The sequence below is a fragment of the Saccharopolyspora sp. NPDC000995 genome (assembly GCF_053599315.1).
The window spans coordinates 49,124-74,614 of sequence record NZ_JBSFLZ010000007.1; the positions used below are offsets into that span (position 1 = coordinate 49,124).

At 70.3% G+C, this 25,491-nt stretch carries 22 protein-coding genes; 14 read left to right on the forward strand and 8 right to left on the reverse strand.

The features are described 5' to 3' along the window. Window positions 1-25: 25 nt before the first annotated feature. Window positions 26-538 (reverse strand): DUF4365 domain-containing protein, encoded by a 513-nt coding sequence (locus ACWDKQ_RS04340; protein WP_450137321.1) that lies wholly within the window; start codon window positions 536-538, stop codon window positions 26-28. A gap of 338 nt (window positions 539-876) precedes the next feature. Beyond that, complete coding sequence (locus ACWDKQ_RS04345) at window positions 877-2,355, reverse strand: phosphatase PAP2 family protein (RefSeq protein ID WP_450137322.1); 1,479 nt, start codon at window positions 2,353-2,355, stop codon at window positions 877-879. A 194-nt stretch (window positions 2,356-2,549) separates the two neighbouring features. Between ACWDKQ_RS04345 and pafA the strand changes: the two genes are divergently transcribed. Beyond that, window positions 2,550-3,908 carry a Pup--protein ligase gene (gene pafA, locus ACWDKQ_RS04350; protein ID WP_450137323.1) on the forward strand — a complete coding sequence of 453 codons (1,359 nt, stop codon included), beginning with the start codon at window positions 2,550-2,552 and terminating at the stop codon, window positions 3,906-3,908. Between the two features lie 123 nt (window positions 3,909-4,031). Here pafA and ACWDKQ_RS04355 read toward each other — a convergent pair whose 3' ends face one another. Beyond that, the gene (locus ACWDKQ_RS04355) at window positions 4,032-5,699 is read right to left on the reverse strand and encodes an SMI1/KNR4 family protein (protein ID WP_450137324.1); all 1,668 of its coding nucleotides are present in this window, start codon (window positions 5,697-5,699) and stop codon (window positions 4,032-4,034) included. A gap of 278 nt (window positions 5,700-5,977) precedes the next feature. On the opposite strand from ACWDKQ_RS04355, the gene ACWDKQ_RS04360 reads away from it, so the two are divergent. From ACWDKQ_RS04360 to ACWDKQ_RS04395, 8 genes are all read left to right on the forward strand, one after another. Next, entirely contained in the window at window positions 5,978-6,973 is a 996-nt protein-coding gene (locus ACWDKQ_RS04360) for a helix-turn-helix transcriptional regulator (protein ID WP_450137325.1), read from the forward strand. Beyond that, on the forward strand, window positions 6,970-7,941 hold the full coding sequence (locus ACWDKQ_RS04365) for a helix-turn-helix transcriptional regulator (protein WP_450137326.1): 972 nt from the start codon (window positions 6,970-6,972) through the stop codon (window positions 7,939-7,941). The genes ACWDKQ_RS04360 and ACWDKQ_RS04365 overlap by 4 nt, the downstream gene beginning before the upstream one ends. A gap of 18 nt (window positions 7,942-7,959) precedes the next feature. After that, window positions 7,960-8,160 carry a bacteriophage holin gene (locus ACWDKQ_RS04370; protein ID WP_450137327.1) on the forward strand — a complete coding sequence of 67 codons (201 nt, stop codon included), beginning with the start codon at window positions 7,960-7,962 and terminating at the stop codon, window positions 8,158-8,160. Between the two features lie 79 nt (window positions 8,161-8,239). After that, window positions 8,240-8,512: a Sec-independent protein translocase subunit TatA gene (gene tatA, locus ACWDKQ_RS04375; RefSeq protein WP_450137328.1), complete on the forward strand. Its 273-nt coding sequence runs from the start codon at window positions 8,240-8,242 to the stop codon at window positions 8,510-8,512. 104 nt (window positions 8,513-8,616) lie between these two features. Continuing rightward, window positions 8,617-9,489 (forward strand): twin-arginine translocase subunit TatC, encoded by an 873-nt coding sequence (gene tatC / locus ACWDKQ_RS04380; protein WP_450137329.1) that lies wholly within the window; start codon window positions 8,617-8,619, stop codon window positions 9,487-9,489. A gap of 296 nt (window positions 9,490-9,785) precedes the next feature. Continuing rightward, the gene (locus tag ACWDKQ_RS04385) at window positions 9,786-12,563 is read left to right on the forward strand and encodes a DEAD/DEAH box helicase (RefSeq protein ID WP_450137330.1); all 2,778 of its coding nucleotides are present in this window, start codon (window positions 9,786-9,788) and stop codon (window positions 12,561-12,563) included. A gap of 98 nt (window positions 12,564-12,661) precedes the next feature. Then, a complete protein-coding gene (locus ACWDKQ_RS04390; RefSeq protein WP_450137331.1) occupies window positions 12,662-13,225 on the forward strand; it encodes a DUF4333 domain-containing protein in 564 nt (187 codons plus the stop codon). 43 nt (window positions 13,226-13,268) lie between these two features. After that, entirely contained in the window at window positions 13,269-14,465 is a 1,197-nt protein-coding gene (locus ACWDKQ_RS04395) for a GNAT family N-acetyltransferase (RefSeq protein ID WP_450137332.1), read from the forward strand. Between the two features lie 235 nt (window positions 14,466-14,700). Here ACWDKQ_RS04395 and ACWDKQ_RS04400 read toward each other — a convergent pair whose 3' ends face one another. Continuing rightward, a complete protein-coding gene (locus ACWDKQ_RS04400; protein ID WP_450137370.1) occupies window positions 14,701-15,618 on the reverse strand; it encodes a 5'-3' exonuclease in 918 nt (305 codons plus the stop codon). A 240-nt stretch (window positions 15,619-15,858) separates the two neighbouring features. On the opposite strand from ACWDKQ_RS04400, the gene ACWDKQ_RS04405 reads away from it, so the two are divergent. From ACWDKQ_RS04405 to ACWDKQ_RS04415, 3 genes are all read left to right on the forward strand, one after another. Further along, the gene (locus tag ACWDKQ_RS04405) at window positions 15,859-15,972 is read left to right on the forward strand and encodes an HPr family phosphocarrier protein (RefSeq protein ID WP_450137333.1); all 114 of its coding nucleotides are present in this window, start codon (window positions 15,859-15,861) and stop codon (window positions 15,970-15,972) included. A 72-nt stretch (window positions 15,973-16,044) separates the two neighbouring features. Then, window positions 16,045-17,187: a M24 family metallopeptidase gene (locus ACWDKQ_RS04410; protein WP_450137334.1), complete on the forward strand. Its 1,143-nt coding sequence runs from the start codon at window positions 16,045-16,047 to the stop codon at window positions 17,185-17,187. Between the two features lie 26 nt (window positions 17,188-17,213). Continuing rightward, complete coding sequence (locus ACWDKQ_RS04415) at window positions 17,214-17,654, forward strand: Lrp/AsnC family transcriptional regulator (RefSeq protein WP_093155725.1); 441 nt, start codon at window positions 17,214-17,216, stop codon at window positions 17,652-17,654. 263 nt (window positions 17,655-17,917) lie between these two features. On the opposite strand, the gene ACWDKQ_RS04420 is transcribed toward ACWDKQ_RS04415, so the two are convergent. Beyond that, window positions 17,918-18,997, reverse strand: coding sequence for a GDSL-type esterase/lipase family protein (locus ACWDKQ_RS04420; RefSeq protein ID WP_450137335.1), 1,080 nt, complete (start codon window positions 18,995-18,997; stop codon window positions 17,918-17,920). A 121-nt stretch (window positions 18,998-19,118) separates the two neighbouring features. Between ACWDKQ_RS04420 and ACWDKQ_RS04425 the strand changes: the two genes are divergently transcribed. Both ACWDKQ_RS04425 and ACWDKQ_RS04430 read left to right on the forward strand, forming a co-directional pair. Then, a complete protein-coding gene (locus ACWDKQ_RS04425) occupies window positions 19,119-19,673 on the forward strand; it encodes an FxsA family protein (RefSeq protein ID WP_450137336.1) in 555 nt (184 codons plus the stop codon). Between the two features lie 168 nt (window positions 19,674-19,841). Beyond that, entirely contained in the window at window positions 19,842-21,461 is a 1,620-nt protein-coding gene (locus ACWDKQ_RS04430) for an amidohydrolase (protein WP_450137337.1), read from the forward strand. A 110-nt stretch (window positions 21,462-21,571) separates the two neighbouring features. Here ACWDKQ_RS04430 and lpdA read toward each other — a convergent pair whose 3' ends face one another. Genes lpdA through ACWDKQ_RS04445 form a run of 3 tightly spaced genes read right to left on the reverse strand, consistent with a single transcriptional unit; the run spans window position 21,572 to window position 25,487 of the window. After that, window positions 21,572-22,966: a dihydrolipoyl dehydrogenase gene (gene lpdA, locus ACWDKQ_RS04435; protein WP_450137338.1), complete on the reverse strand. Its 1,395-nt coding sequence runs from the start codon at window positions 22,964-22,966 to the stop codon at window positions 21,572-21,574. Window positions 22,967-22,974: 8 nt separating this feature from the next. Next, a complete protein-coding gene (locus tag ACWDKQ_RS04440; RefSeq protein WP_450137339.1) occupies window positions 22,975-24,453 on the reverse strand; it encodes a 2-oxo acid dehydrogenase subunit E2 in 1,479 nt (492 codons plus the stop codon). Window positions 24,454-24,455: 2 nt separating this feature from the next. Then, window positions 24,456-25,487: an alpha-ketoacid dehydrogenase subunit beta gene (locus ACWDKQ_RS04445; RefSeq protein ID WP_450137340.1), complete on the reverse strand. Its 1,032-nt coding sequence runs from the start codon at window positions 25,485-25,487 to the stop codon at window positions 24,456-24,458. Window positions 25,488-25,491: the final 4 nt, after the last annotated feature.

Here is a 25,491-nt window from a genome sequence, read left to right on the forward strand (position 1 = left end):
AGCAGATCTGCGTCCGGGTAGGAAGTCATCGGCGAACCTCCTCGTCATCCTTGCCCTCGATGAGGTCGCGCAGTGAATCCACGGTGAGCAGATTGGTCGCGGGCACATCCACCGACACGGTTGCCTGGGCCGACGGATCCACCAAGTTCCGTCCCTGCAAGCGAACCCAGTAGGCGGCGTGGCTCAAGATGAGCTGTCCTTCCCCGCCCACCGCGTACTGAGTCGCGTCCGCGGGGACGATTACCAGGAAAAGGTACCGGCGTAGCGGAAGCGCAGAGTCGGCGAGATCATTGAAATGGTCCGCCTGCATCCGGTATTTCCAGACACCGTCACGCCAGGTGGCTTGCGACCGGGACCAGGACTTCACCTGGACATCTATCTTTGGATGCCTGCGGCCTACGAGTCGGCCCTTATGGCCGAGCGTGAAGTCTTCGCCCGTCACGTCCGGATACGGTCTCGAAACCGTTAATCCCGCAGCCGTTGCCAGCACCGCGACGAACGCCTCGCCGAAGACGCCTTGGTGCTGGTTCGGATCCAACGCCATGCTCACCACTTCATCTGACTGCACTGATCACTCAGGCCATTTGATCTTAATCGTTACAACAGGTCACCTGTTTTGCCCGAACGTCATCCGAATGGCTCAATTCTTTGGGTAGCGGTGTGCCACAGGTATCGGGACCTGTCTGGTGCGTGTACAGGGCGCCGATCACGTGCTTCTCGGCTGCCAGTAGGCCGTGGGCACAGCCGGGCTCGACATCGGAGATCCGGAGCGGGCACCCGGTCGATGTCATGACCGCTTGGATGTTGCCGCCGTGCTGGTCCGCCGACCGCATGGTCGGCCAGGCGCTCGCGCGCCACGAGCAGTACTGACGCCGATCAGTCCACTGCGTTCGGGCGGTAGACGTTCAGGGCGTTCTCGTGCGTGGTGAAGGAGAATCGCCGGCCCGGCCGGTGCACCTCGCCGTCGGCCGCTAGCGCGACCGGTGTTCCCCGTACCACGACGTCCAGCCGGGACACCTGGCGTTCGACGTAGGTGCGGCTGCGGTGCAGTGCCCCCGTCATCGCCGCGAGCGCGAAGCGAAGTCGGGAGAATCGCCGGTCGGCGCGGACCAGGCGCACGTCCAGCGTCCCGTTGTCCAGGCGGGGGCGCCAGGCCGGCGCGAAACCCCGTGGCGCGTATGCGCCGTTGCCGACGAACAGCACCCACACGCGGTGGCGTTCGCCGTCGATCTCCACGTCCAGCGGGCTGGACTCGTGGAGCACCCGGATCAGGGCCATCGCGGCAGCCGGCCACTTGCCCCAGCGCGGTTCCCACTTCTCGCGGAAGCGCACCATGTCCGGGTAGCCGCCGAGGCTCGCGGTGTTGACGAACCGGCAGGCGGGGACGTCGTCGATGGCGACCGCACCCAGGTCGACGGTGGCTCCTGAGCCGGTGGAGACCGAATCGGCGACCGACGTCGGGTCGCCCACCCCGATGTCGCGGGCGAAGTGGTTGAGCGTGCCCGCGGAGACCACTGCCAACGGCAGGCCGTGGTCGGACGCCATCGCCGCCACTGCGGCCACGGTGCCGTCACCGCCGGCCACGCCCAGGGCCCGGACGCGATCGCGGTCGCGGGCGAGCTGCTCGCGCAGCCCGTCGACCAGGTTGGCCTCCGGCTCCGGGTGCACGATCACGGCCTTCGGCCACTGCTCGCCGACCCACTGCTCGGGGTCGAGCTCGCCGTTTCCGGAGCCGGGGTTGACCAGCGCAAGCATCCCGTCCCCGTCTTCGAGGGCCGGGAGCTCGGCCGGGTGGTTGCTGGCGGCGGGGGCGTCCGGTCGCACCGGCCACCACCGCCTGGTCGCCCACGCCACACCCGCCCCGAGGGCGGCCCCGCACACGACGTCGGTCGGCCAGTGCACGCCGGTGTGCACCCGGGAGTACGCGACCGCTGCCGCCACCGGGGCGATGACGGCTCCGGTCATCGGGGATTCCATCGCGGCCGCCGTGGCGAATGCTGCGGCCGACGCCGCGTGCCCGGACGGGAACGACGACGACGTGGGTGGGTCGCTCAGCCGGCGGTGCCGCGACATCAGCTCGGCGGCAGGGCGCCGCCGCGGGAACAGCGGCTTGCCGATGAGGTTGGTCGTCGCGCTCGCGCCGGCGATGGCCACCACGCCGCGCAGTGCGGCCCTGCGGGAAGCGCCCTTGCGGCCGGCCAGCACCGCCGCGATGGTCAGCCAGAGCACACTGTGGTTCGCAGCCGTGCTGAGCGACTTGAGCCGAATGTCGGCGACCGAGGCGGGCAACCGGGCACTGCGGCGTGCGAGTTCGCCGTCGATCGCGTTGATTGTGTTGCGCAACCTCCCGAGCATCCCTGCGATGCTACCTGTGAATCTGAACGAGATCCCCGCGACGCGTGAGCCTTTCGACGCCGGGTGCGACCGTCGGAACCCCCTGGTCACCAGGGTGACCAGGAGTGACATCACGCTGGGCGAACCTTTTCGACCTGCAACGAGGCCCGAACGGCGGACCGCCGAAAAGCGGGGTTTGCGCCTAGTGTGGAACCATGCAGCGGCGGATCTTCGGCATCGAAACCGAGTTCGGGGTCACCTGCACGTTCCACGGGCAGCGGCGACTGTCCCCGGACGAGGTGGCCAGGTACCTGTTCCGGCGGGTCGTGTCGTGGGGAAGGTCGTCAAACGTCTTCCTGCGCAACGGGGCCCGGCTCTACCTCGACGTGGGCTCGCACCCGGAGTACGCCACGGCGGAATGCGACGACCTCGTCCAACTCGTCACCCACGACAAGTCCGGCGAGCGGATCCTGGAGGACCTGCTCATCGACGCCGAACGCCGACTGTCCGACGAGGGCATCGGCGGAGACATCTTCCTGTTCAAAAACAACACCGACTCGGCGGGCAACTCCTACGGCTGCCACGAGAACTACCTGGTCGGCCGGTCCGGGGAGTTCTCCCGGATCGCCGACGTGCTGCTGCCGTTCCTGGTGACCCGCCAGCTCATCTGCGGCGCCGGGAAGGTGCTGCAGACGCCGCGCGGCGCGGTGTACTGCCTTTCGCAGCGCGCCGAGCACATCTGGGAGGGCGTCTCCAGCGCGACGACCCGTTCGCGGCCGATCATCAACACCCGCGACGAGCCGCACGCCGACGCCGAGCGGTACCGCCGGCTGCACGTCATCGTCGGCGACTCCAACATGTCCGAGGTGACCACGCTGCTCAAGGTCGGCTCGGCGAACCTGGTGCTGGAGATGGTCGAGCAGGGCGTGCAGTTCCGGGACTTCAGCTTGGACAACCCGATCCGCGCGATCCGCGAGATCAGCCACGACCTCACCGGGCGGCGCACGGTCCGGCTGGCCGGCGGCCGGGAGGCGTCCGCTCTGGACATCCAGCGGGAGTACTACGGCCGGGCGGTCGACCACGTGGCGCGGCGCGGTTCGGACCCGATGACCGAGCGGATCCTGGAGCTGTGGGGCCGCGCGCTGAACGCGATCGAGCAGCAGGACTTCTCGCTGATCGACCGGGAAATCGACTGGGCGATCAAGCACCGGCTGCTGGAGCGGTACCGCGGCAAGCACGGGCTGGAACTGTCCAGCCCGCGCATCGCCCAGCTCGACCTCGCCTACCACGACATTCGCCGGGGCCGCGGGCTGTTCGACATGCTGCAGCGCAAGGACCTGGTGGACCGGGCGACCGAGGACGGCGAGATCGAGGCCGCCAAGGACACTCCGCCGCAGAGCACCCGGGCCAAGTTGCGCGGTGACTTCATCGCCGCCGCGCAGGCCGCGGGCCGGGACTTCACGGTGGACTGGGTCCACCTGAAGCTCAACGACCAGGCCCAGCGGACCGTCCTGTGCAAGGACCCGTTCCGCGCGGTGGACGAGCGGGTGGAACGCCTGATCAGCTCCCTCTAACGGTCGGGTGCCGAAAAGATCAACACGTGCATCTGCCGCCGTCGCCGAAGGAGCGGCAGATCGCGATGCAGGTCATCACGCCCCGCCTCGACGCCACGGAGCGCTTCCGAGCCGACGCCTCGGTCAGAACTCCCACGGTTTCTTGATCCGGCGCCACAACGGGGTGCGCGATCCCTTCGGCGGGGTGAAGCGGCCCCGCGTGTAGCGCACGTCGGGGGAGTCGTCGGCGAGGGTCCCGGCCCACTTGGCGGCCTTGCGCAGCGTCGGGGCTCTGTGGAGCTCGGCGGCGGCCAGGCCGACCGGGTGGGTCGTCGCCGCCCACAGCTCTTCCCACTGGGCCGCGTTCAGGTTGAGGTAGAGCAGGCCATCCAGGTCGCCCAGCACCGCGATGTCGCGCACCTCGGCGGCGGCCAGGTCCAGCCCGTACAGCCGCGGGCAGGTGCGCAGCGGGGTGAGGTCGACCGGTTCGCCGGTGGCCAGCTTCAGCAGCCGCAGCGTCGGGTGCTCGGCCAGCGGGGCGAGGTCGATGCGGTCCAGGTCGGCGGTCAGCACCTCCAACGGCGCGCAGCGCAGCGGGGAGAGGTCCGCGGTCGGGCAGTTGGCCAGCTCCACCTCCCACAGCGACGGCGCGTTGCGTACCGGGGTGAGGTCGACCAGGTGCGAGTTGGCCACGACGAGCCGCTGGATGCCCGGGTGGATTTCCCGTAGCGGAGCGGAGTTGCCCTCGATGCGCAGTTCGCGGTCCGGGGCCGGCGCGTCGTCCCCGAGGAACAGCCGGAGCCGTCCGTTCTTGTACTGGTAGGAGAAGTTCTCCAGCGCCTCGACGTGGCGCCGCAGCAGGTTCGTCACCGAATCGGCGACGTAGACCGGGCCGTCGTGGTCGTGCAGGCCGATGCGGATCACCTGGCCGAGGTGGCCGTTGGGGCCGGGGTCCATGTCCACCGCGAGGCACTCGCCGCCGGTGTCGTGGGCGAATGGGATCCAGCCGGGCAGGTGCTGCGCGCGGCGCACCGCGCCCGCGGGATGGGTGTCGTAGCGGACTTCCCGCAACAGCACCCGGTCCCAGTCCCGCACGACCCACCAGCGGTTCTGCGGGCGGTCCTTGTCGCTCAAGGCGGCGAGGCCCGTCAAGTCCAACCAGCGGAACACGCCGAGCAGGCCGACCTGGTGGTCGCCGTCGGCCCGGCCGTACAGCGCGCGGAGGTCGTCTGGCAGCGGCACCGGGAGGTGCCCTTCGAGGAACTCGCGCTGGGCCGCTTCCAGCGGTTCCGGCAGCTTCTCCTGGAGACCGACGATCTCCGCGCGCCGCCGCAGGTAGCGGTCCAGCAGTTGCAACGCCTCCAGCGGGTCGCCGGCCTGTACCGCTCGGGCGGGGCCGGGCTGGAACGCCGCGGGTTCGGCGGGTAAGGCGTCGGGCCGCAGGAGATAGGTGAAGCCCCCGCGGTCGGTGCGCGGCGAGCGGCGCAGCGATTCGCTGGTGACCGCCTCGAACTTGCCGGTCGGGTGGACGACGAGCTCGATGGTGAGCCGGTCCGCGGCCCGCTCCAGCTCGTGCACCAGGCACATCTCATAGTGCAGGTCGACGGAGGAGCCGGTGCCCTCCAGCGACCGCGGCTCGTACACGGGCCCGCGGTGACCGGAGCCCGTGCCGTCGGCGAATCCCTCCAGCACGGCGCGTCGCCAATCCTTCGGTGCGGCCGCGGCGATCTTCACGGCCATCTCGCGCAGCACGGCGAGGGTCTCGGGATCGTGCTCGGTCGTCACGGACCAGATCCGCCTTCCGGTCGGCATGGTGGGCTCGTTTTCATACCGCACCGGCCGGGAGCCGCCCGAAACGCCCCGACCTGGGTGGGATCACCGCAGGGGTTGACTGATCATCAGGTCAGCCTAGAGCCATGAACATTCTTCATCTTCGCGATACCTTCAGTGTCAGTCGAAACCACGACGGTTCTGAGTCGGGGGGAAATCGGCGCGGGTCGGCGAGCCACGATGACTCCATCCCGCATCACTAGGCATGATGTGCACCGACCCAAACACTTGATCGAATACAGCGGAGCTAGAGTTTCGAAGTGGCCACTGCGCGCGCTGAACGCTTGGTGAACCTGGTGCTGTGTCTCCTGTCGACCCGCCAGTACCTCACCGCGGAGCGGATTAGGGCGATCGTTGCGGGTTATGCCGGCGCGCCCACCGACGAGGCCTTCTTCCGGACCTTCGAACGCGACAAGGCCGAGCTGCGCGACCTGGGGATCCCGTTGGAGACCGGGCGGAACTCCGCCTTCGACGCCGCCGACGGGTACCGCATCGCCCGCCGCGACTACGAGCTCGGCGACATCGACCTGGAGCCAGACGAAGCAGCCGCGGTCGCCCTCGCGGTGCGGCTGTGGGACTCCCCGGAGTTCACATCGGCGGCCCGCGGCGCCCTGCTGAAGCTGCGCGCCGCCGGGGTTGACGTCGACGAGCGCTCCTCGGCGGCGGTCGAGCCGAAGGTGCGTACCAGCGAACCCGCCTTCGCGTCGCTGCTGGCGGCGGTGCAGGCCGGGCGTGTGGTGGAGTTCGACTACCGGCGTCCGAGCAGCCCGGACGTGCACCGCCGCACGGTCGAACCGTGGGGCGTGGTGTCCTGGCGGGGCCGCTGGTACCTGGTCGGGCACGACCGGGACCGGCAGGCGCCGCGCTGCTTCCGGCTGTCCCGGATCCTGGGGCAGGCCAAGTCGGTGAGCCCGGCCGGTCAGGTGCAGCGGCCGCCGGACACAGACCTACTGCGGCTGGTGGCCGGCGAGCAGCGCGAGCCCCCGCCCAGCACGCTCGCGCGGGTGTGGGTCGCGGCCGGTCGGGCGCAGGGGTTGCGGCGCCGGGCGACCTTCCTCGAGCAGATGGAGCTCGGCGGCGATCCGGGTGACGTGCTTGAGCTTGACCTGCTCTTCCCCGAGTCGGCGGCGAGTTGGCTCGCCGGGTACGGGCCGGACGTCGCGGTGCTGGAGCCGGACACGCTGCGCAAGACGGTGCACGAGATCCACCTGGACGTCGTCGACCAGGAACGCGGGTTCGACCAGGAGGGCCGATGACGAGCGCGACCGAGCGGCTGCCGAGGCTGCTGGCGCTGGTGCCGTACCTGCTGAGCCGCCCGGGCATCCCGATCGCCGACGCCGCGGGCGACTTCGGCGTCACCGCGCAGCAGTTGCGCAAGGACCTGGAGCTGCTGTGGATGTGCGGGCTGCCGGGTTACGGGCCCGGCGACCTGATCGACCTGTCCTTCGAGAGCGACTCGATCACCGTCACATACGACGCGGGCATGCGGCGCCCGCTGCGGCTCACCGCATCCGAGGCCACGGCGCTGCTGGTGGCGCTGCGGGCGCTGGCCGACACCCCGGGCATCACCGACACCGACGCCGTGCAGCGCACCCTGGCGAAGGTGGAGGATGCCGTCGGGCAGGCGCGCCCGGCAAGCGTGGTGGTCGGCCTGGAGGGCCGGGAAGGCGCGGTGCGACCGGGAGTGCGCTCAGCGGTGCAGGACGCTACGACCCGCCGCCGCGCGCTGCGGATGCGCTACTACACCGCCTCCCGCGACGACATCAGCGAGCGGATCGTGGATCCGATGCGGCTGCTGCTCATCGACGGGCGCAGCTACTTGGAGGCCTGGTGCCGCAGCGCGGCCGGGGTGCGGATGTTCCGGCTGGACCGCATCGACGACGTCGAGGTGCTGGACGAGGCCGCGCAGCCGCCGTTGGAGGCCGAGCCGACGGACCTGTCGGCGGGGCTGTTCCGGCCGGCCCCGGACCAGTTCGTCGCCGAGTTGGAGCTGGAGCCCGACACGCGATGGGTGGCCGAGTACTACCCGGTGGACGAGCTGGTCGAGCTGCCGCGGGGGAGGGCCCGGGTGCGGATGCGGTACTCGGACCGGTCGTGGATGGCCCGGCTGCTGCTGGGCCTGGGCGGCCAGGTGCGGGTGCTCAGCCCCGACGAGCTGGCGTGTGACGTGCGTCAACGCGCGAAAGGCGCGTTGGCACGGGCACGTCACCTCAAGTCCACCTGAGCCCGCTACGGTGACGCCGTGCCGTACACGTGGAGTCTTGTCCTGCTGGCCGTTGGCCTGGTCCTGCTCGTGCTGCTGCTGATCCGCTTGTTCCGGGAGCTGCGCAGGGTCAAAGCCGTGCAGCGGCAGGTCTTCCACGACTTCGGTGATCGCAGCGGCCTGGTGAAGGCACGCGTGGCCGGTCTGAAGGTGGCGTTCGCCCAACGTCGCAACCGGTGACGCGCGACGGCCCTGTTTGTCGACCCCTGCCTTGCGTACCATTGCGCCTGCAGGGGACATCACGAAAGGTTGAACTCGAATGGGTTTGCCAGGTGGCTGGGAACTGATTCTCATCGTCTTGGTCTTGGTGCTGCTCTTCGGTGCCACCAAACTTCCGCAGATGGCCCGTTCGCTCGGCCAGTCGGCTCGCGTCTTCAAGGCCGAGGCGCGCGGCATGAAGGCCGATGAGGAAGCGGCCAAGAAGGAGAAGGCTGAGCGGGAGCCGAAGCCGGAGTTGACCTCCGGTGAGTCCAGCGCGCCCCCGGTGACGTCCGCGCTCGACGAAAAGCAGCGTAACGACTCCAAGAACTGACTGAGGACGGGAACGACAAGGTGGGTGCCAGTGTATTGGGGCGCCTGAACCCGTTCCGCAAGGATCGCCGTCGGTGGGGGCGCAGGCACAACCCCGATGGCACCATGACGCTCGTCGATCACCTCTACGAGCTGCGGTACAGGTTGGGCGTGGCCATCGTGGCGGTGGTCGTCGGCGCGATTTTCGGGCTCTGGTGGTTCTCCCACTCGCTGTTCGGGCTGCCCACGCTCAGCCATGTGCTGCTCGAACCGTACTGCCAGCTGCCGGTCACCCAGCGCCTGAGCCCGAATGGGACATGCCAGCTGCTGCAGACCGAGCCGTTCGAGATCTTCATGCTGACGCTGAAGGTTGGCGTGTCGGTCGGCGCGGTGCTGTTCAGCCCGGTGTGGCTCTACCAGTTGTGGGCGTTCATCACGCCCGGGCTGTACGCCAAGGAGCGTAAGTTCGCCCGGCTGTTCGTGAGCTGCGCGACTGTGCTGTTCGTCGCCGGGGCGGTGTTGGCGTACTACATCCTGCCGACGGCCCTGGGGTTCATGTCCGGGTTCGGCGGGGACGCGTTCTTCACCGCGCTCACCGGTGGCAAGTACATCAGCTTCATGCTGCTGCTGCTGATGATCTTCGGCGTCAGCTTCGAGCTGCCGCTGATCCTGGTGATGCTCAACCTGGCCGGGATCGTCAGCTACGTCAAGCTGAAGAGCTGGTGGCGGGGGCTGGTCTTCGCGCTGTTCGTCTTCGCTGCGATCGCGACGCCCGGGCAGGACCCGTTCTCGATGCTGGCGCTGGCGTCCGCGCTGTGCGTGCTGTTCGCCATCGCGATGCTGATCTGCCGGGTCAACGACAAGCGCCGGGCCAAGAAGCTCGAAGGCCAGGGCCTGGAGGGCCTGAGCCCGGACGAGGCTTCGAAGATCGACTTCCGAGCCTCCGAACTGGACAGCACGCCGTCGCCGAGCCCGAAGCAGCACGACGACGTGACCTGAGATCCGCAATTTCCATTTGAAATCGAAGATCCGATTTCCATTTAAATTGCCGCGTCGCTGACCAAGGCGGGGCCGCGGGGGAGCGGATCTTGCCTCGCGCGCGGCGTTTGCGACCTGCGGACGGTGCTCGCCGCTGATGCCCACGGCACCGCCGGTACGGGCTGGCGGTGGTGCGGGAGCTGGTGGGCCTGCGCAAGACGAGCCTGGAAACAGTTTCAGGTTGTTGTGATGGGTTGCGCATGGCTTCTGGCGCTGGGGCTGCGACGCACGTCGGTGTGATGTGAAAGCCTTGGGGTGTGGCTGCCAGCCGTTCATACCCCACCAAGCTGTCTCCGGCCGACGCCTTCTCGGCGCACGCCCGTCGCAGCGCGCACCCCCAGTTGGCCGGGTTCGCGGGCGAGCTGTCCTTCGAGCTCGACCCGTTCCAGCGCACCGCCTGCCAGGCCCTGGAGGCCGGGCACGGCGTGCTGGTGTGCGCGCCCACCGGGGCCGGAAAGACCGTGGTCGGCGAGTTCGCCGTGCACCTCGCGCTCAAGGAGGGCCGGAAATGCTTCTACACCACGCCGATCAAGGCACTGTCCAACCAGAAGTACGCCGACCTGTGCGAGCGGCATGGTAGTGACGCGGTCGGGCTGCTGACCGGCGACACCTCGATCAACGGCGAGGCGCAGGTGGTCGTGATGACCACCGAGGTGCTGCGCAACATGCTCTACGCGGGCTCCCGCAGCCTCGACCAGCTCGGCTATGTCGTGATGGACGAGGTGCACTACCTCGCGGACCGCTTCCGCGGCGCGGTGTGGGAGGAAGTGATCCTGCACCTGCCGGAGTACGTGCAGGTGGCGAGCCTGTCGGCGACGGTCAGCAACGCCGAGGAATTCGGCGAGTGGCTGCAGGAAGTGCGCGGCGACACCACGGTCGTGGTCGACGAGCACCGGCCGGTGCCGCTGTGGCAGCACATGTTGGTCGGGCCCCGGATGTTCGACCTGTTCGGCGGCGAGAACCCGGACCGGGAACTGCAGATCAACCCGAACCTGGTGCGGCAAACCCAGCAGCTGGCCCGCGTGCACGTGCCCTACGGCGGTCGGCGAGGCGGGCCGAACGCCAAGCGCAAGGGCCCGCGCCCGCCGCGGTTCTACCCGCCGTCGCGGGTGGAGATGCTCACTGGGCTGGACGCGGCCGGGCTGCTGCCGGCGATCGTGTTCATCTTCAGCCGCAACGGCTGCGACCAGGCCGTCTCCCAGTGCATGCGGGCGGGGCTGCGGCTGACCACCGACGCGGAGATCGACGAGATCCGCGAGGTGATCGACGAGCACACCGCCAACCTGCCGGAGTCCGACCTGGCGGTGCTGGGCTTCTGGGAGTGGCGGGAGGCGCTGGAGCGCGGCCTGGCCGCGCACCACGCGGGCCTGCTGCCGGCGTTCAAGGAGACGGTCGAGGAGCTGTTCGTCCGCGGCCTGGTCAAGGCCGTGTTCGCCACCGAGACGCTGGCGCTGGGCATCAACATGCCCGCCCGCACGGTGGTGCTGGAGCGGCTGGTGAAGTTCAACGGCGAGTCGCACGTCGACCTCAGCCCCGGCGAGTACACGCAGCTCACCGGCCGGGCCGGGCGGCGCGGCATCGACGTCGAGGGCCACGCGGTGGTCGTTTGGCAGCCGGGCGTCGACCCCAAGCAGGTCGCCGGGCTGGCCTCGACCCGCACGTACCCGCTGCGCTCGTCGTTCCGGCCCGGATACAACATGGCGGTAAACCTCGTGCAGCGCGTCGGCCAGGACGCCGCGCGGGAACTGCTGGAGCAGTCGTTCGCGCAGTTCCAGGCCGACCGCTCGGTGGTCGGCCTGTCCCGGCGCGTGGAGCGCAACAACGAGGCGCTGACGGGCTACTCCGAGGCGATGCACTGCCACCTGGGCGACTTCGACGAGTACTTCCAGTTGCGTCGCCGCATCTCCGAGCGGGAGAAGCACCTGGCCCGGCAGAACCGCCAGTCGCGGCGCGCAGAGGCGGCGAAGTCGCTGGAGAAGCTGCGCAAGGGCGACGTGATCGCGGTGCCCGCCGGGCGGCGTTCGGGGCTGGCGGTGGTCATCGACCCGGGGCTGGAGCTGCTGGGCGAGCCGCGACCGCTGGTGGTCACCGAAGACCGCTGGTCGGGGCGGCTGTCGGTCGCCGACTTCACCTCGCCGGTGGAGCCGCTGGGCAAGATCAAGTTGCCGAAGCACGTCGACACCCGCTCGCCGAGGTCCCGCCGGGACCTCGCCTCGACGCTGCGCAACACCGGCATCGAGGCTCCGGGCGGACGCGGTCGGCGGCGCTCCGACGCGACCGATGACGCGGAACTGGCGACGCTGCGGCGCGCGTTGAAGGCGCACCCGTGCCACGGTTGCGACGAGCGGGAGAGCCACGCCCGGTGGGCCGAGCGGTACGAGCGGCTGCGGGGCGAGAACGAGAACCTGCTGCGCAAGGTCGCCACGACCACGCACTCGCTGGCCCGCTCCTTCGACCGGATCGTCGCGCTGCTGACCGAACGGGACTACCTGCCGGTGGCCGGTCCATCGGAGGGCGCAGTCACCGAGCACGGGCGGCGGCTCTCGCGGCTCTACAGCGAATCGGACCTGCTGGCTGCCGAATGCCTGCGGGTTCAGGCGTGGCGCGGACTGGGGCCTGCCGAGCTGGCGGCCGTGGTGTCGTCGCTGGTCTACGAGTCGCGGCGGGAGGGTCTGGCGCCGCAGGTGCCGGCCGGTGCGGTCAGCGACGCGCTGGCCGCCACTTGGCGGCTGTGGGCGGAGTTGGAGGACGACGAGCGGCGGCACAAGCTGGACCGCACCCGCGAGCCGGACGCCGGTTTCGCCTGGCCGGTGTTCCGCTGGGCGCGCGGCGAGTCGCTGGAGAAGGTCCTCACCGCGGCCGAGTCCAGCGGGCACGAACTGTCGGCCGGTGACTTCGTCCGCTGGTGCCGCCAGGTGATCGACCTGCTCGACCAGATCCGCGAGGTCGTCGGGGTGGCGGACCCGGTGGGTTCGTCGGCGGCGAAGGCGGTCACCGCGATCCGCCGCGGCGTGGTCGCCGCCGGCGCCGTGTGACCGCCGCCCGGCCGATTCGGGCGGCAGGGCGGTTGTGGTTGGATCTCCTGGCGTCGGGAATGTCGCGATGGCCAGGTGAACTTCGTCCGGAGGTGCAGATGTCGTCCCCCTACGGCCAGCCGGGGAGCTATCCCCAGTGGGGGCAGCAACCCCAGGGGCCTGGGATGCAGCCGGCAGCGCCGGGCTACCCGCAGCCGGGTGGTTTCGCTCCGCAGCGACCCGCGCGGCAGCCACCCCAGCCGCAGCCTTACGGCTACGGCCAACCGCAGTACCCGCAGGGCGGGCAGTACCCGGCACCGGGCGGCCTCGGGCAATTCGACCAGTTCGAACGGCCGAAGAAGAAGCGCTCGGCGCTGCCGTGGGTGCTCGGCGGGATCGGTGCGGTCCTCGTGGTCGGCGTGGTGCTGGTGCTCGGGTTCCTCACGCCGGGCTGGTTCGTGCGGCCGGTGTTCGATGCGGCCAGCGTGGAGAAGGGCGTCACGCAGACCCTGAAGGGCTCCTACGGGCTGCCGGGGGTCGGGAACGTCAGCTGCCCGAGCGGGCAGCCGGTCGCGGTCGGTCAGCGCTTCGACTGCAAGGTCAGCGTCGACTCGGCGACCAAGACCGTCACGGTGACGGTCAAGAACGAGAAGGGCGTCTACGAGGTCGGCCACCCCAAGTGAAATTCGGTCGACGCCTGCCGGGGAGGCAGGCAAGATCGCTGGCGTGAGCCGGCACGAAGTGCGCGCGTTGTCCGAATCCGGGTTCCGCGGGGCGAACGACCTGTTCCGCCGTGCCCTGCTCTGGCAGCCGTTGAGCGACGAGGAGTGGGCGGGCAACGCGGCCCTGCACGAGCCGGGTCGGGTGCTGGGGGCGTTCGTCGACGGTGAGCTGGCCGGGACGACGAGAACGATTACGAACGTGTTGGCGGTGCCGGGCGGTCGGCGGCTGTCGGCGGGCGCGGTGACGGGTGTCGGGGTCCGCGCCGACCAGACGCGTCGCGGGGTGCTGACGTCGCTGATGCGCGCGCAGCTCGAGGAGGTGCGCGAGCGCGGCGAGGCCGTGGCCATGCTGCACGCGTCCGAAGCGGTGATCTACGAGCGGTTCGGTTACGGCGTGGCCACCAGGTGCCGGAGGGTGGAGCTGGACCGGCCCAGTGTGACGGTGCGCGCCGAGGTGCCGCGCGGCGGCCGGGTGCGGCTGGTGGACCAGGCGAAGGCGGAGCCGCTCCTGCCAGCCATCTACGAGCGGTGCGGCCCGGACCGGCCGGGCCGGATCGGGCGCCCCGACGCCTGGTGGTCGGCCCGGTGGTCGATGTGGGGCAAGGGACTCACCGTCGCCGTGCACGCCGACGAGGACGGAGTGGACGACGGGTTCGTCATCTACGAGCCGAAGACCGACGACAACTGGTCCACCACGGTGCGGGTCATCGACGTTTCGGCGGCCGATGCCACGGCGGCGGCGGAGCTGTGGCGCTTCCTGCTCGACCTCGACCTGGCGGACCGGCTGGTGGCCGGGATCCGGCCGGTGGACGAGCCGCTGGAGTGGTGGCTGACCGATCGCCGCCAGTGCCGGATCACCACGGTCGAGGACGACCTCTGGGTGCGATTGGTGGACGTGCTCGCTGCCTTTCGCGCGCGGACCTTCGGCGCGGCCGATCCGGTGGTGGTCGAGGTTCGCGATGCGTTCCTGCCGGAGAACGAAGGCCGCTACCGCGTCGCCCCAGACGGCGTGGACCGGTGTTCCGGGCAACCCCAGCTCAGCCTCGACGTCGCCACGCTCGCGGCGCTGTACCTGAGTGACCAGTCCGCGTCGGCGCTCGTGGCGGCGGGCCGCATCCAGGCGCACGACCCGGCGGCCGTCCCGGCAGCGGACTCCCTGTTCGCCACCGTCGTACCGCCTTGGTGTGGCACCAGCTTCTGAGCGCCGAGCGGGCCGCGCGAAGGGGTAGTCGCGGCGAGGATGGCGCATTTCGCGCAGGCACTGGAGGGACCGGATTTCAGCAGCGGCTGCCCGGGAGCCGGGACCGCTGCACGACCTGGTGACCGCTCACCGGGCCGAGATCGACGTGTTCTGCGCGCACGACCCGATCGAATTCGAGTGCCACCTCCGGGAAGACTCCACAGTGCATGGATAAACCAGCGCTGCTCCTGAACTCTCAGGGGGTCAGTGCCGCGATCAGGCGGTCGATGCTGGCACCCAGGCCCCAGGAGTGTTGGAGCTCGCGCAGGCGGTCGGTGTCCACAGGGGACTGCAGGAGCGCATCCGGGCGGTCCTGGACCACCGGGGCGTCGCGGGCCACGCGGACCACGGACGGGGCCGCGGCCAGGTAGTCGGCCGCCTCCGCGAGCTTGCCCCGGATCCTCGGGGTCAGGCGGGAATCGCCGCTCTCGGCCGCCGCGAGGAGCGTTTCGAGCGAGCCGAACTGGGTGATCAGCTTCGCCGCCGTCTTCTCGCCGATGCCTGCCACTCCGGGCAGCCCGTCCGACGGATCTCCGCGCAGCACCGCCATTTCCGCGTAGTCGTCGCCGGCGCGGTCGGCCGACAGGGCGTACTTCTCCGCTAGTTCGGCGGGGCCGTAGTCCTGCGCCTTCGCCAGGCCGGCGCCGACGTAGATCACCCGGACCGCGGTGGGCTGTGTGCGCACCAGCTGGAACAGGTCCCGGTCGCCGGTGACGACCGCCACCGCGTCCCGGTCCTCGCGGTCGGCTAGCGCGCCGATGACGTCGTCGGCCTCGTAGCCCTCGGCTTCGGCGGTGGCGATGCCCGCGGCGTCGAGGACGTCGAGGATCACCGGGATCTGCGGGGACAGCGTGTCCGGGACCTCTTCGGCCGCTGGGTCGTCCTCGGCGACGCGGTGCGCCTTGTAGGACGGCAGCGCGTCGACGCGGAACTGCGGCCGCCAATCGTTGTCCAGGCACGCCACCAGCCGCGACGGGCGCCGGTCGGTGATCAGCTTGGCGAGCATGTCGCAGAAACCGCGCACCGAGTTCACCGGCGTGCCGTCCGGGGCGGTCAGCGAATCGGGCAGTGCGAAGTACGAGCGGAACCACAACCCGGCCGAATCGACGAGCATCAGGGGACCAGTCACAGTTCGCCAGCTTGTCACGTCTTCGCCCACCGGTGTGCACGACCTGCCGTGCAGCGCTCGGCCGCTGGATCGGCTGGCGCCTGATCGGGCAACCGGTCATGAACCCGCCCAACCGGGCCTGCCGCCTTGCCGGGGCTGATCGGCGACCCCCTGCAGCGTGGGCATGGGCGTCTACCAGATCACCGACGCGCCGCCGGTCACCGACAACTTCGACGCCGCGAACCGATGTCCCTGGGCGCACAGCACGGTGAGGAGGTCGAGCTCTCCGGCAGCGACGAGGCGGCCCTGGACGAGCTCGTCGCCCTGCTCGAACAGGACCTGGACAAGGCCCCGGCCTGACTCGGTGCCGCGTGGCGCGAACTCCGACCAGCCGGGCGGCGGGTCGCTGCCCCGGGATTAGGCTTGGGGGCTATGGCCACCGTCTCGATTGAGCAGGATCCATCAGTGTTCGCGGCCCGGCTGACCAAAGCCGCGGAAACCGCTGCCGCGGCGGAACTCGACGCGCTGCTGATCACGCCCGGCTCCGATCTGCGCTACCTCCTCGGCGCGGGCGGGGAGTCGCACGAACGGCTGACCTGCCTGGTGCTACCGGCCGGTGGTCGGCCCGCGCTGGTGCTGCCGAAGCTGGAGGAGCTCGGTTTCGCCGACATTCCGCTGGCCGAGCTCGGCATCGACGTCGTGACCTGGGTCGACGGCCAGGAGCCGCACGCGATGGTGGCCGACCTGGTCCGCCGCGGCGGGGCGCCCGCCCGGTTGGCCGTCGCCGACATGATGCCCGCGTTGCACGTGCTCCCGCTGCGCGCAGCCCTGCCCGATGCGGAACAGGTGCTGGCCGGGACTGTGCTGCGCGAACTGCGGATGCGCAAGGACACCGCCGAGATCGAGGCGCTGCGCAAGGCCGGGGCCGCCATCGACCGGGTGCACGCCCGGATGGCCGAGTTCCTCAAGCCGGGCCGGACCGAGGCGGAGGTCGGCGCCGACATCTCCGCCGCGATCCTCGAAGAGGGCCACACCGAGGTGGCGTTCGTCATCGTCGGCTCGGGGCCCAACGGCGCCAGCCCGCACCACGACGTGTCGAACCGGGTGATCGAGCGCGGCGACGTGGTCGTCATCGACATCGGCGGCCCGAACGACGAGGGCTACAACTCCGACTGCACCCGCACCTACGCGATCGGCGAGCCCGCGCAGGCGGACGTCCGCGAGACCTACGCGGTGCTGGAGGCCGCGCAGCGCGCCGCGGTCGAGGCGGTGCGGCCGGGCGCGACCGCCGAGTCGATCGACGCCGCCGCCCGCGAGCCGATCGTCGCCGCCGGGTTCGGCGAGTTCTTCGTGCACCGCACCGGGCACGGCATCGGGCTGGACGTGCACGAGGAGCCCTACATCGTCGGCGGCAATGCCCTGCAGCTGGAGGCGGGCATGGCGTTCAGCGTCGAGCCGGGCATCTACCAGCCGGGGCGCTGGGGCGCGCGGATCGAGGACATCGTCATCGTCACCGAGGACGGTGTGGAAAGCGTTAATAACCAGCCGCACGAGTTGGTGGTGCTGCCGGCGTGAGCGACAGGTCCGCGACGCCTGGCGTCCTGGAAGCCACCGACCGGGCCATCCTACGCGAACTCGCGCGGGACGGACGGTGCAGCTTCACCGATCTGGCCGAACGCGTCGGTTTGAGCGTTTCCGCCGTGCACCAGCGGGTCCGCCGCCTGGAACAGCGCGGTGCCTTGCAGGGCTACACGGCCAAAGTGGACGGTGACCAGATCGGGTTGCCGCTAACCGCGTTCATCTCGTTGACCCCGATCGACCCGGCCGCGCCGGACGATTACCCGCAGCGGCTGGAGCACCTGCCGCAGATCGAGTCGTGCTATTCGGTAGCCGGCGACGAGTCCTACATCCTGCAGGTGCGGGTGGCCTCGCCGCTGGGCCTGGAGGAGCTGCTCCGGCAGATCCGCGAGGCGGCGAAGGTCTCCACCCGAACGACGGTGGTGCTATCGACCCCGTTCGAAAACCGTCCCCCGGCGATTTAAGGCGTGTTTCGAAAGTGGTTTGCGTAGCGGTGCGGGTAGCGGAACCTCAGAGGACTTCTCGCGCACGTGTTCCCCGACATCATGAACGCCAATTCACCGCGTCGGGGCTGTCCTCGCCGAGAGGCCTTCGGCGGGCACAGCCCCTGAGAACCCGCGGCGGTGCCAGTTCAGTCCCACACCGCAAGGGCTGCCGCCGCTTGTAAAACACGTCCTAATCGCCTATTCCAGGCTCGTTTTGCGAAGCGTTGCGGGCAGCGAGGGGATCAAGGGTGGGCTTGGACGGCCGCGACGTGTTCCGGGACCGGCCTCAGGTTGCCGCGCTCGTCCGGCAGGCACATCGCCGTCGGGGCATCGGTGGCCATGAACTCGCCGAGGCAGTGGCCCAACTGCGCGTGCCCGGCGGCGTTGGCGTGAAACGATTCCTGCATCGCGTGCGGCGCCCGCCGCTCGTCCTGGAGGCTCGGCCAGTCGACCGTCAGCCGGGTGAACCACTCGCCCTCTGCCGTGCGCGGGTTCCCGGTGCACGCCTCGTGCCCGGAGCCCGCCCGGGACAGGTCCAGGAACCGGGCGTCCGCCTGCCGCGCGACATCCCGCAGCCCGGCCGACAACTGCGGCACCCCGGTGTCCCGGATCCACTCCAGGTCGCCGGTCAGGAACGGGCAGCCGGACAGGTCCTGCAGCTCGGGCTTGACCCCGGGGCCGACCGGCGAGGCGTAGGACTGCACGATTAGCGAGTAGCTGCTCGGCGTGTAGCCCGCGCTGTCCATCGCCGCCCGGATGTCGTGCAGCGTGCCCAGCACCTTCGGCTTCATCTGCTCCACGTGCTGCGGCCAAGCGGTGCGCAGTGGCGCCGCGCAGCCGTCCGGGGCCTGCCGCACCCAGGCCTCCACGCACTGGTTGACGACTTCGGTGAAGCCCGGGTCGTCATTCGCGCCGACCTGCACCACGACGTCGGTGATCCGGTAGCGCCGCGCCAGCTCGGCCAGCCGCTGCGACTGGGAACCCTCGGCGTGGCCGGGTTCCGGGTTCGCGCCCACCAGATCGGTCCGCGCGCCCGAGCAGGCCAGGTTGATGCGGGTCACGGTGGGCGGCAGCCGCAGCTGGTTGACCGGCGCGGCGGCCGAACGGTGGCACCAGTTGTCCTGCTCGCCGTTGGTGCCGGCCTCGTAGTTGCCGCCGCCTTCGCCGGACATCGTGCTGTCGCCGAGGGTCACCACCGCAACCGGGAGCTGCTTGGGCTGTAGCGGCAATCCCGGCAGGTACTGATCGCTGATCAACACCGCGAGCGCGAGCACGGTGCCGACCAGCAGCAGGATCAGTGGTTTCGACTTGTGCGCCAGCATCGCGTGGAAGTCTATGGGGCCGCCGCGCGGCGGCCTTCATCACCTCTGCGGGTTTTGGGAGCATTTGCGGGGTCTGGTTCGTTGAATCGGGTGACTGCCACCGACAGGAGGTCTCCGCGCCGTGCAGATCCTCGCCCTTCTCCTCGTCGCCGGTGTGGTCGAACTCGCCGTGCTGGTCGCCATCGGCCTGGCGATCGGGGTGCTGCCCACCATCGGCCTGCTGGTCGCCGCCGCAGTGCTGGGCAGCTGGCTGCTGCGCTGGCAGGGCCGCCGGACCCTGCAGGAGTTCCGCGAAGCCATTGGCCAGCGACGGCCTCCGGAGAAGGAGCTCTCCGACGGTGTGCTCATCGCCGCCGCGGGCATTCTGATCATCCTTCCGGGGTTGCTCAGCGACGTGGCCGGCCTGCTGTGCCTGCTGCCACCGGTCCGCGCCGTGCTGCGCAAGCGGATGCTGCGCGCGGCGGAGCGGCGGTCGAAGGCGATGCAAGAACGGATGTGGCTGCACTCCCAGCAGGCCGACCGCCGGCAGGGCGCGACCGGGCCCGGCGGCGACGTCATCGACGGCGAGGTGGTTTCGGTCACCGAAGACGACGAGCCCGCGGCGGCCGGCCCGGAACTGCTTCCCCCGCAACGGTCTGCGCAGGCAGAACGGCCTGACGGGCGCTCGGGCCGGTGATCGGTCGCCGTCGGCGTCAGCTGGTGCCGGGCGGCGGGTAAGCTCCCCAGAACGATCGCGGCCGGGTTCGCGCTGGGGGCCGGTTCGATCGCGGGATCGTGCGTCGACGCCTTCGGCCGATCTCGACCTGCGCAGATGGAAAACCCGGAACGGGGAAGCACGAAGGACATGTCCGAGACCACGTTGTTGCTCGGTGGGCGGATCCACTCGCCCGCCGACGCCGGTGCCACCGCGATGGCCGTGACCGATGGCACCATCGCGTGGGTCGGCACCGACGAGGTCGGTCGTGCGCTGCATCCCGACGCCGAGGTCATCGACCTCGAAGGCGCGTTCGTGGCGCCTGCCTTCGTCGACGCGCACGTGCACGCGACCTCGACCGGCCTGCTGCTCAACGGCCTCGATCTGACCGGATGCGCGTCCCTGACGGAATTCCTGCACGCGCTGCGGGATCACGTGGCGGAGTACCCCGGCACGTTGGTGTGGGGCCACGGGTGGGACGAGACGTGGTGGCCGGAGCGGCGGCCCCCGACCCGCGACGAGATCGACGGCGCCGCGGGCGGAGCGCCGGTGTACCTGTCCCGGATCGACGTGCATTCCGCGCTGGTGTCCACGGTGCTGGTGGACCAGGCGCCGCTGACCCGCGGGGCCGAAGGCTGGAGCGAGCAGGGCCCGCTGACGCGCGTCGCGCACCACCACGTCCGCCGAGCCGCACGAGAAGCCCTCGGTGCCGCGCAGCGCCAGGAAGCGCAGCTGGCCTTCCTGCGGCACGCGGCCTCTCGGGGCGTGGCGTGCGTGCACGAATGCGGCGGGCCGGACATCTCCGGGGCGGACGACCTGGCGGATCTGCTGGCGCTCGCGGCGCGAGGCGGCGTGCCGGAAGTCGTCGGCTACTGGGGCGAACTGGGCGCGGTGGACCGGGCCCGCGAGCTCGGTGTCCGCGGCCTGGCCGGTGATCTCTTCGTCGACGGCGCGGTCGGTTCGCGCACTGCGGCGCTGCGCGAGCCCTACTCGGACGACCGGACCACAGCGGGCGTGCTCTACCTCGATGCGCAAGCGGTGGCCGAGCACCTGGTGGAGTGCACGCGCGCCGGGATCCAGGCGGGATTCCACGTGATCGGCGATGCCGGGGTGGCCGAGGTCTGCGATGGCTTCCGCAAGGCGGCCGAGATCGTGGGTGCTCCGGCGCTGGCCAGCCTGAGCCACCGGCTGGAACACCTGGAGATGGTCGACGAGCACCAGGCCGCCGAACTGGGCAGGTTCGGCGTGGTGGCGTCGGTCCAGCCGTCCTTCGACGCCGCCTGGGGCGGTTCCCACGACATGTACGCGCGGCGCCTCGGCGTCGGGCGCGGCACCCGGCTCAACCCGTTCTCGAAGCTCGCCGCCAACGGCGTGCTGCTGTCGTTCGGTTCGGACGCACCGGTCACGCCGGTCGACCCGTGGCGCGCGGTGCAGGCCGCAGTGCACCACCGCACCGCCGGTTTCGGCATCTCACCGCGAGCCGCGTTCAGGGCGCACACCCGGGGCGGTTGGCGAGCCGCTGGGGTCGACGACGGCGTCACCGGCACGTTGGTTCCCGGTGCGCCCGCGACCTACGCGGTGTGGGAAGCCGGGAATCTCGTTGTGGCGGTGCCTGATTCGCGGGTGCAGCGGTGGTCCACCGACCCGCGGGCGGGCGTGCCGGGCCTGCCGGACCTCTCCCCGGGCGCCCCGCTGCCGCACTGCCTGCGCACGGTCCTGCGCGGGGTGACCATCTACACCCGAGCCGCCGAGGACGACGAACTCGTCTAGCGCTTTATTGGAACGCGCCCATGCCATCCGACGGCCTACCGATCCACCTGCAACGCGTCTCGTGATCCGCGGAGTCTGGGTCTTCTGCGGGCCGGACCCCGCGGACGTGGTTACGCGTTCAGCGGTCTGCTCAGGGCTGCCAGGACCGATTCGTGCACGGCTTCTGACAGGGTCGGGTGGGCGAAGACCGCCTCGGCGAGGTCGTCGGCAGTGGCCTCCAGCGAGTGGGCGATACCGAGGCCCTGGACCAGTTCCGTGACGTCCGGACCGACCAGGTGCGCGCCCAGCAGTTCGCCGGTGGTGGCGTCGAAGATGGTCTTGACGAAGCCGTCGGCTTCGCCGATGGCCATCGCCTTGCCGCAGGCCTGCAGGTCGAACCGGCCGATGTGCAGCGGGCGTCCCGTTGCCCGGGCCTGGGCCTCGGTCAGGCCGAGCCGGGCGACCTGCGGTCGTGCGTAGGTGCAGCCCGGAATCCGGCTCGGGTCAAGCGGTTTCACGTGCTCCACCCCGGCGAGTCGCTCTACGCACACCACACCTTCGTGGCTCGCCTTGTGGGCGAGGCACGGGGCGCCCGCCACATCCCCGATCGCGTAGACACCGAACACGTTGGTCCGGTACCACTGGTCGGTGCGGACGAATCCGCGTTCCAACTTGACCCCGAGCCCTTCGAGCCCGAGCCCCGTCACGTTGCCCTCGACGCCCGCCGCGACCAGGACCCGCTCCGCGACGAGCCGCTGCGCCGCGCCGTCGGCGAGGTTCAGCGTCGCGGTCACGTGGTCGGCCGCCGCGGCGACCTCGGACACCGATGCGCCGGTGTGCACCCGGATGTCGCGCTTCTCGAACTTCTTGCGCACGTGCTCGGCGACCGCGGCGTCCTCGGCGGGCATGACCTGCGGGGCCACCTCGACGAGCGTGACCTCGCTGCCGAGATCGTTGTAGAGGCTGGCGAATTCGACCCCGATCGCGCCGGAACCGATGACCAGCAAGGACTTCGGGACCTCCGTCGGCACCAGCGCCTCGAAGTACGTCCAGACCCGGTCCCCGTCGGGCACCACACCGGGCAGCGAGCGGGGGCGCGCGCCGGTCGCCAGGATCACGTGGTCGGCGCGCAGCGTCTTCGGGTGCTCCCCGGCGACCTCGACCACGTCCTTGCCGGCCAGTCGGGCGGACCCGTTGACGACGTCGATGCCGTTCTTGCGCATCAGGTATTCGACGCCGCCGGCGAGGCGGTCCGAAACCGAGCGGCTGAACGCCACCAACTGCGCCACGTCGAACTCCACCCCGCTCGCGGTGAAGCCCAGCGGCCGCAGGTTGGCGAGCATGTGGGCGACGTCCGCGCCGTGCAGCAGCGCTTTGGTCGGGATGCACCCCCAGTTCAGGCAGATGCCTCCGAGCCGATCGCGTTCGACAACGGCCGTGCGCAGCCCGAGCTGGGCGGCGCGGATGGCGGCCACGTAGCCGCCGGGGCCGCCGCCGACGACGAGCACATCGTATTTTTCGGTCATCGCTGCTCCTAGACCAGCATCAGGGCCGGTGATTCGACGAAACGTTTGAGCTCCCGGAGGAACGTCGCGCCGAGCGCACCGTCGATCACGCGGTGGTCGCAGGAGAGCGTCACCGTCAGGACCGTCCGCGCGATGATCTGTCCATTGTCGACGCACGGGCGCTGCTCGCCGGAGCCGACCGCGAGGATCGCCGCCTGCGGCGGGTTGATGATCGCGTCGAACTCGCGCACCCCGAACATGCCCAGGTTGGAGACCGTGAAGGTGCCGCCCTGGAACTCCTCGGGCTTGAGCCGGCCGGTCTTGGCCTTGGTGACCAGGGAGTGCACCTCGCCGGAGATCTCGGCCAAGGACTTGGTGCCGGCCCCGCGCACGATGGGCGTGATCAGGCCCGAGGGCAGCGCCACCGCGACGGAGATGTCGGCGGCGGAATACCGGAGCACCGCTTGAGATTCCTCGTCGAACTGCACGTTGACGTCCGGGATCTCGCGCAGCGCGGCCGCGCACGCCTTGACGATGAAGTCGTTCACCGAGAGCTTGACCGCCGGCACCGTGGCGTTGATCTGCTTCCGCAGGGCGAGCAGCGCGTCGATCTCCAGGTCCGCGGTCAGCCGGAAGTGCGGGGAGGTCTGCTTCGAAGCCTGCAGCCGACGGCCGATGACCTTGCGCATCGAATCGAGCGGTACGGTCTCGAATTCCGTTTCGGGCGGGGCGGTTTCGCGGACCTCGGGTCCGGCAGCGGGCAGGAACTTCCGCTCTGCCTCGCGGACGTCCGCGACGCACACCCGGCCGCGCGCACCCGTGGCCCGGCAGTCGTGCAGGTTGATGCCGAGGCCCGCCGCGAGGCGCCGTGCCACCGGGGTGGCGTTGACGCTGCTGTCGTCCTGTGCGGACCGTGTGGGAGTGGCGTTGCGCTGCGGTGCAGGCGGTTCTGCGACTGTGCCTCCCGCCGCGCGGATGGCGGCGTAGACGTCGGCCACCGAAACTCGGCCGATGCGGCCGGAACCCGTCACCTCGCCGAGATCGATCTGGAGCTTGGCCGCGAGCTTGAGCGCGTGCGGCGTCGCGAAGACGTCGCCGTTCGTCGAGCCTGCCAGCGGTTCTGGGACCACGGTCGTTCCCGGTGTCGCGACCGGCGCCGCTGCCGCCATCGGGGCAGCGGGCAAAACCGCTTTCGCCACAACGGGTTCCGGTGTGTTAGACCCGTTCGCCGCCAGGAACTCCTCGATCGCCGCATCCGGGACGTCGGCGTCTGCCGACACCGCCATCGCGGCTCCCACCGGTAGCGTCTCGCCCGGCTTCGCGAGGACGCGGCGCAGCACCCCGTCGAAGGGCGCTTCCATCTCGTTGGTGATCTTGCTGGTTTCGACCTCGCAGATCGGATCGCCCTTGCGGAACCCGGCGCCCTCGTCGACCAGCCATTTCGTGATGGTGCCCTCATCCATGGAAAGGCCCCACTTCGGCACTTCGATCAGGTTGATGTCGGCCATGATCAGTTCGCCACCAGCCTGCGGATCGCGGTTTCGATGCGGGCCGCGTCCGGCAACCAGGCCTTCTCCAGTTTGGGGGAGAAGGGAACCGGCGTGTGCGGCGGAGTCACGAGCTCGACCGGCGCCCGCAGCGAGTCGAACGCCTTGGTAGCGATGAGCGCGACCACGTCGTGGCCGAAACCGCAGCGGGCCGCGGACTCGTCCACGACTACCACCCGGCCGGTGGAAGCCACCGATTCGAGGATGCCCTCCTCGTCCAGCGGCGAGACGGTCCGCGGGTCCACGACCTCGACCGAGACGCCCTCGGCGGCCAGCTTGTCGGCCGCGTCGTTGGCGGCGCCGACCATGGCGGACAGGGCGATCACCGTCACGTCCGTGCCCTGCCGGGTGTAGTTGGCCACTCCGAACGGGATCGCGTAGGGCTCGTCCGGCACCTCGGCCTTCATGTCGTAAAGGGTCTTGTGTTCGCAGAACACGACCGGGTCGTCGTCCCGGATGGCCTGGATCAGCAGCCCCTTGGCGTCGTAGGCGTTCGACGGCGCCACGACCTTGAGGCCGGGCACGGCGGCGAACACGTTGTAAGGCGACTGCGAGTGCTGGGCGGCAGCGGAGAACCCCGCGCCGATCATGCCGCGCATCACCATCGGCGTGCGCGCCTTGCCGCCGAACATGTACCGGAACTTAGCCGCCTGGTTGTAGAGCGCGTCGTAGCAGACCCCGAAGAAGTCCATGAACATCAGCTCGGCCACGGGCCGCAGGCCGGTCAGCGCCGCGCCGGCCGCCATGCCGATGATCGCTGACTCAGTGATCGGCGTGTCGATGACGCGCTCGGAGCCGAACTGGGTCCACAGGCCCTTGGTGACGCCGAGGACGCCGCCGAACGCTTCGACCTTCTTCGTCTCCAAGTCCGGGTTGGTGCCGGCGTGGCCGCCGCGCAGGTCCTCGCCGATCTGCACGACGGTCTCGTCGCGCTCCATCTCCTGGCAGAGGGCGTCCTTCACGGCCTCGCGGTACGTCTTCTTCGACGTGGTCATCGTT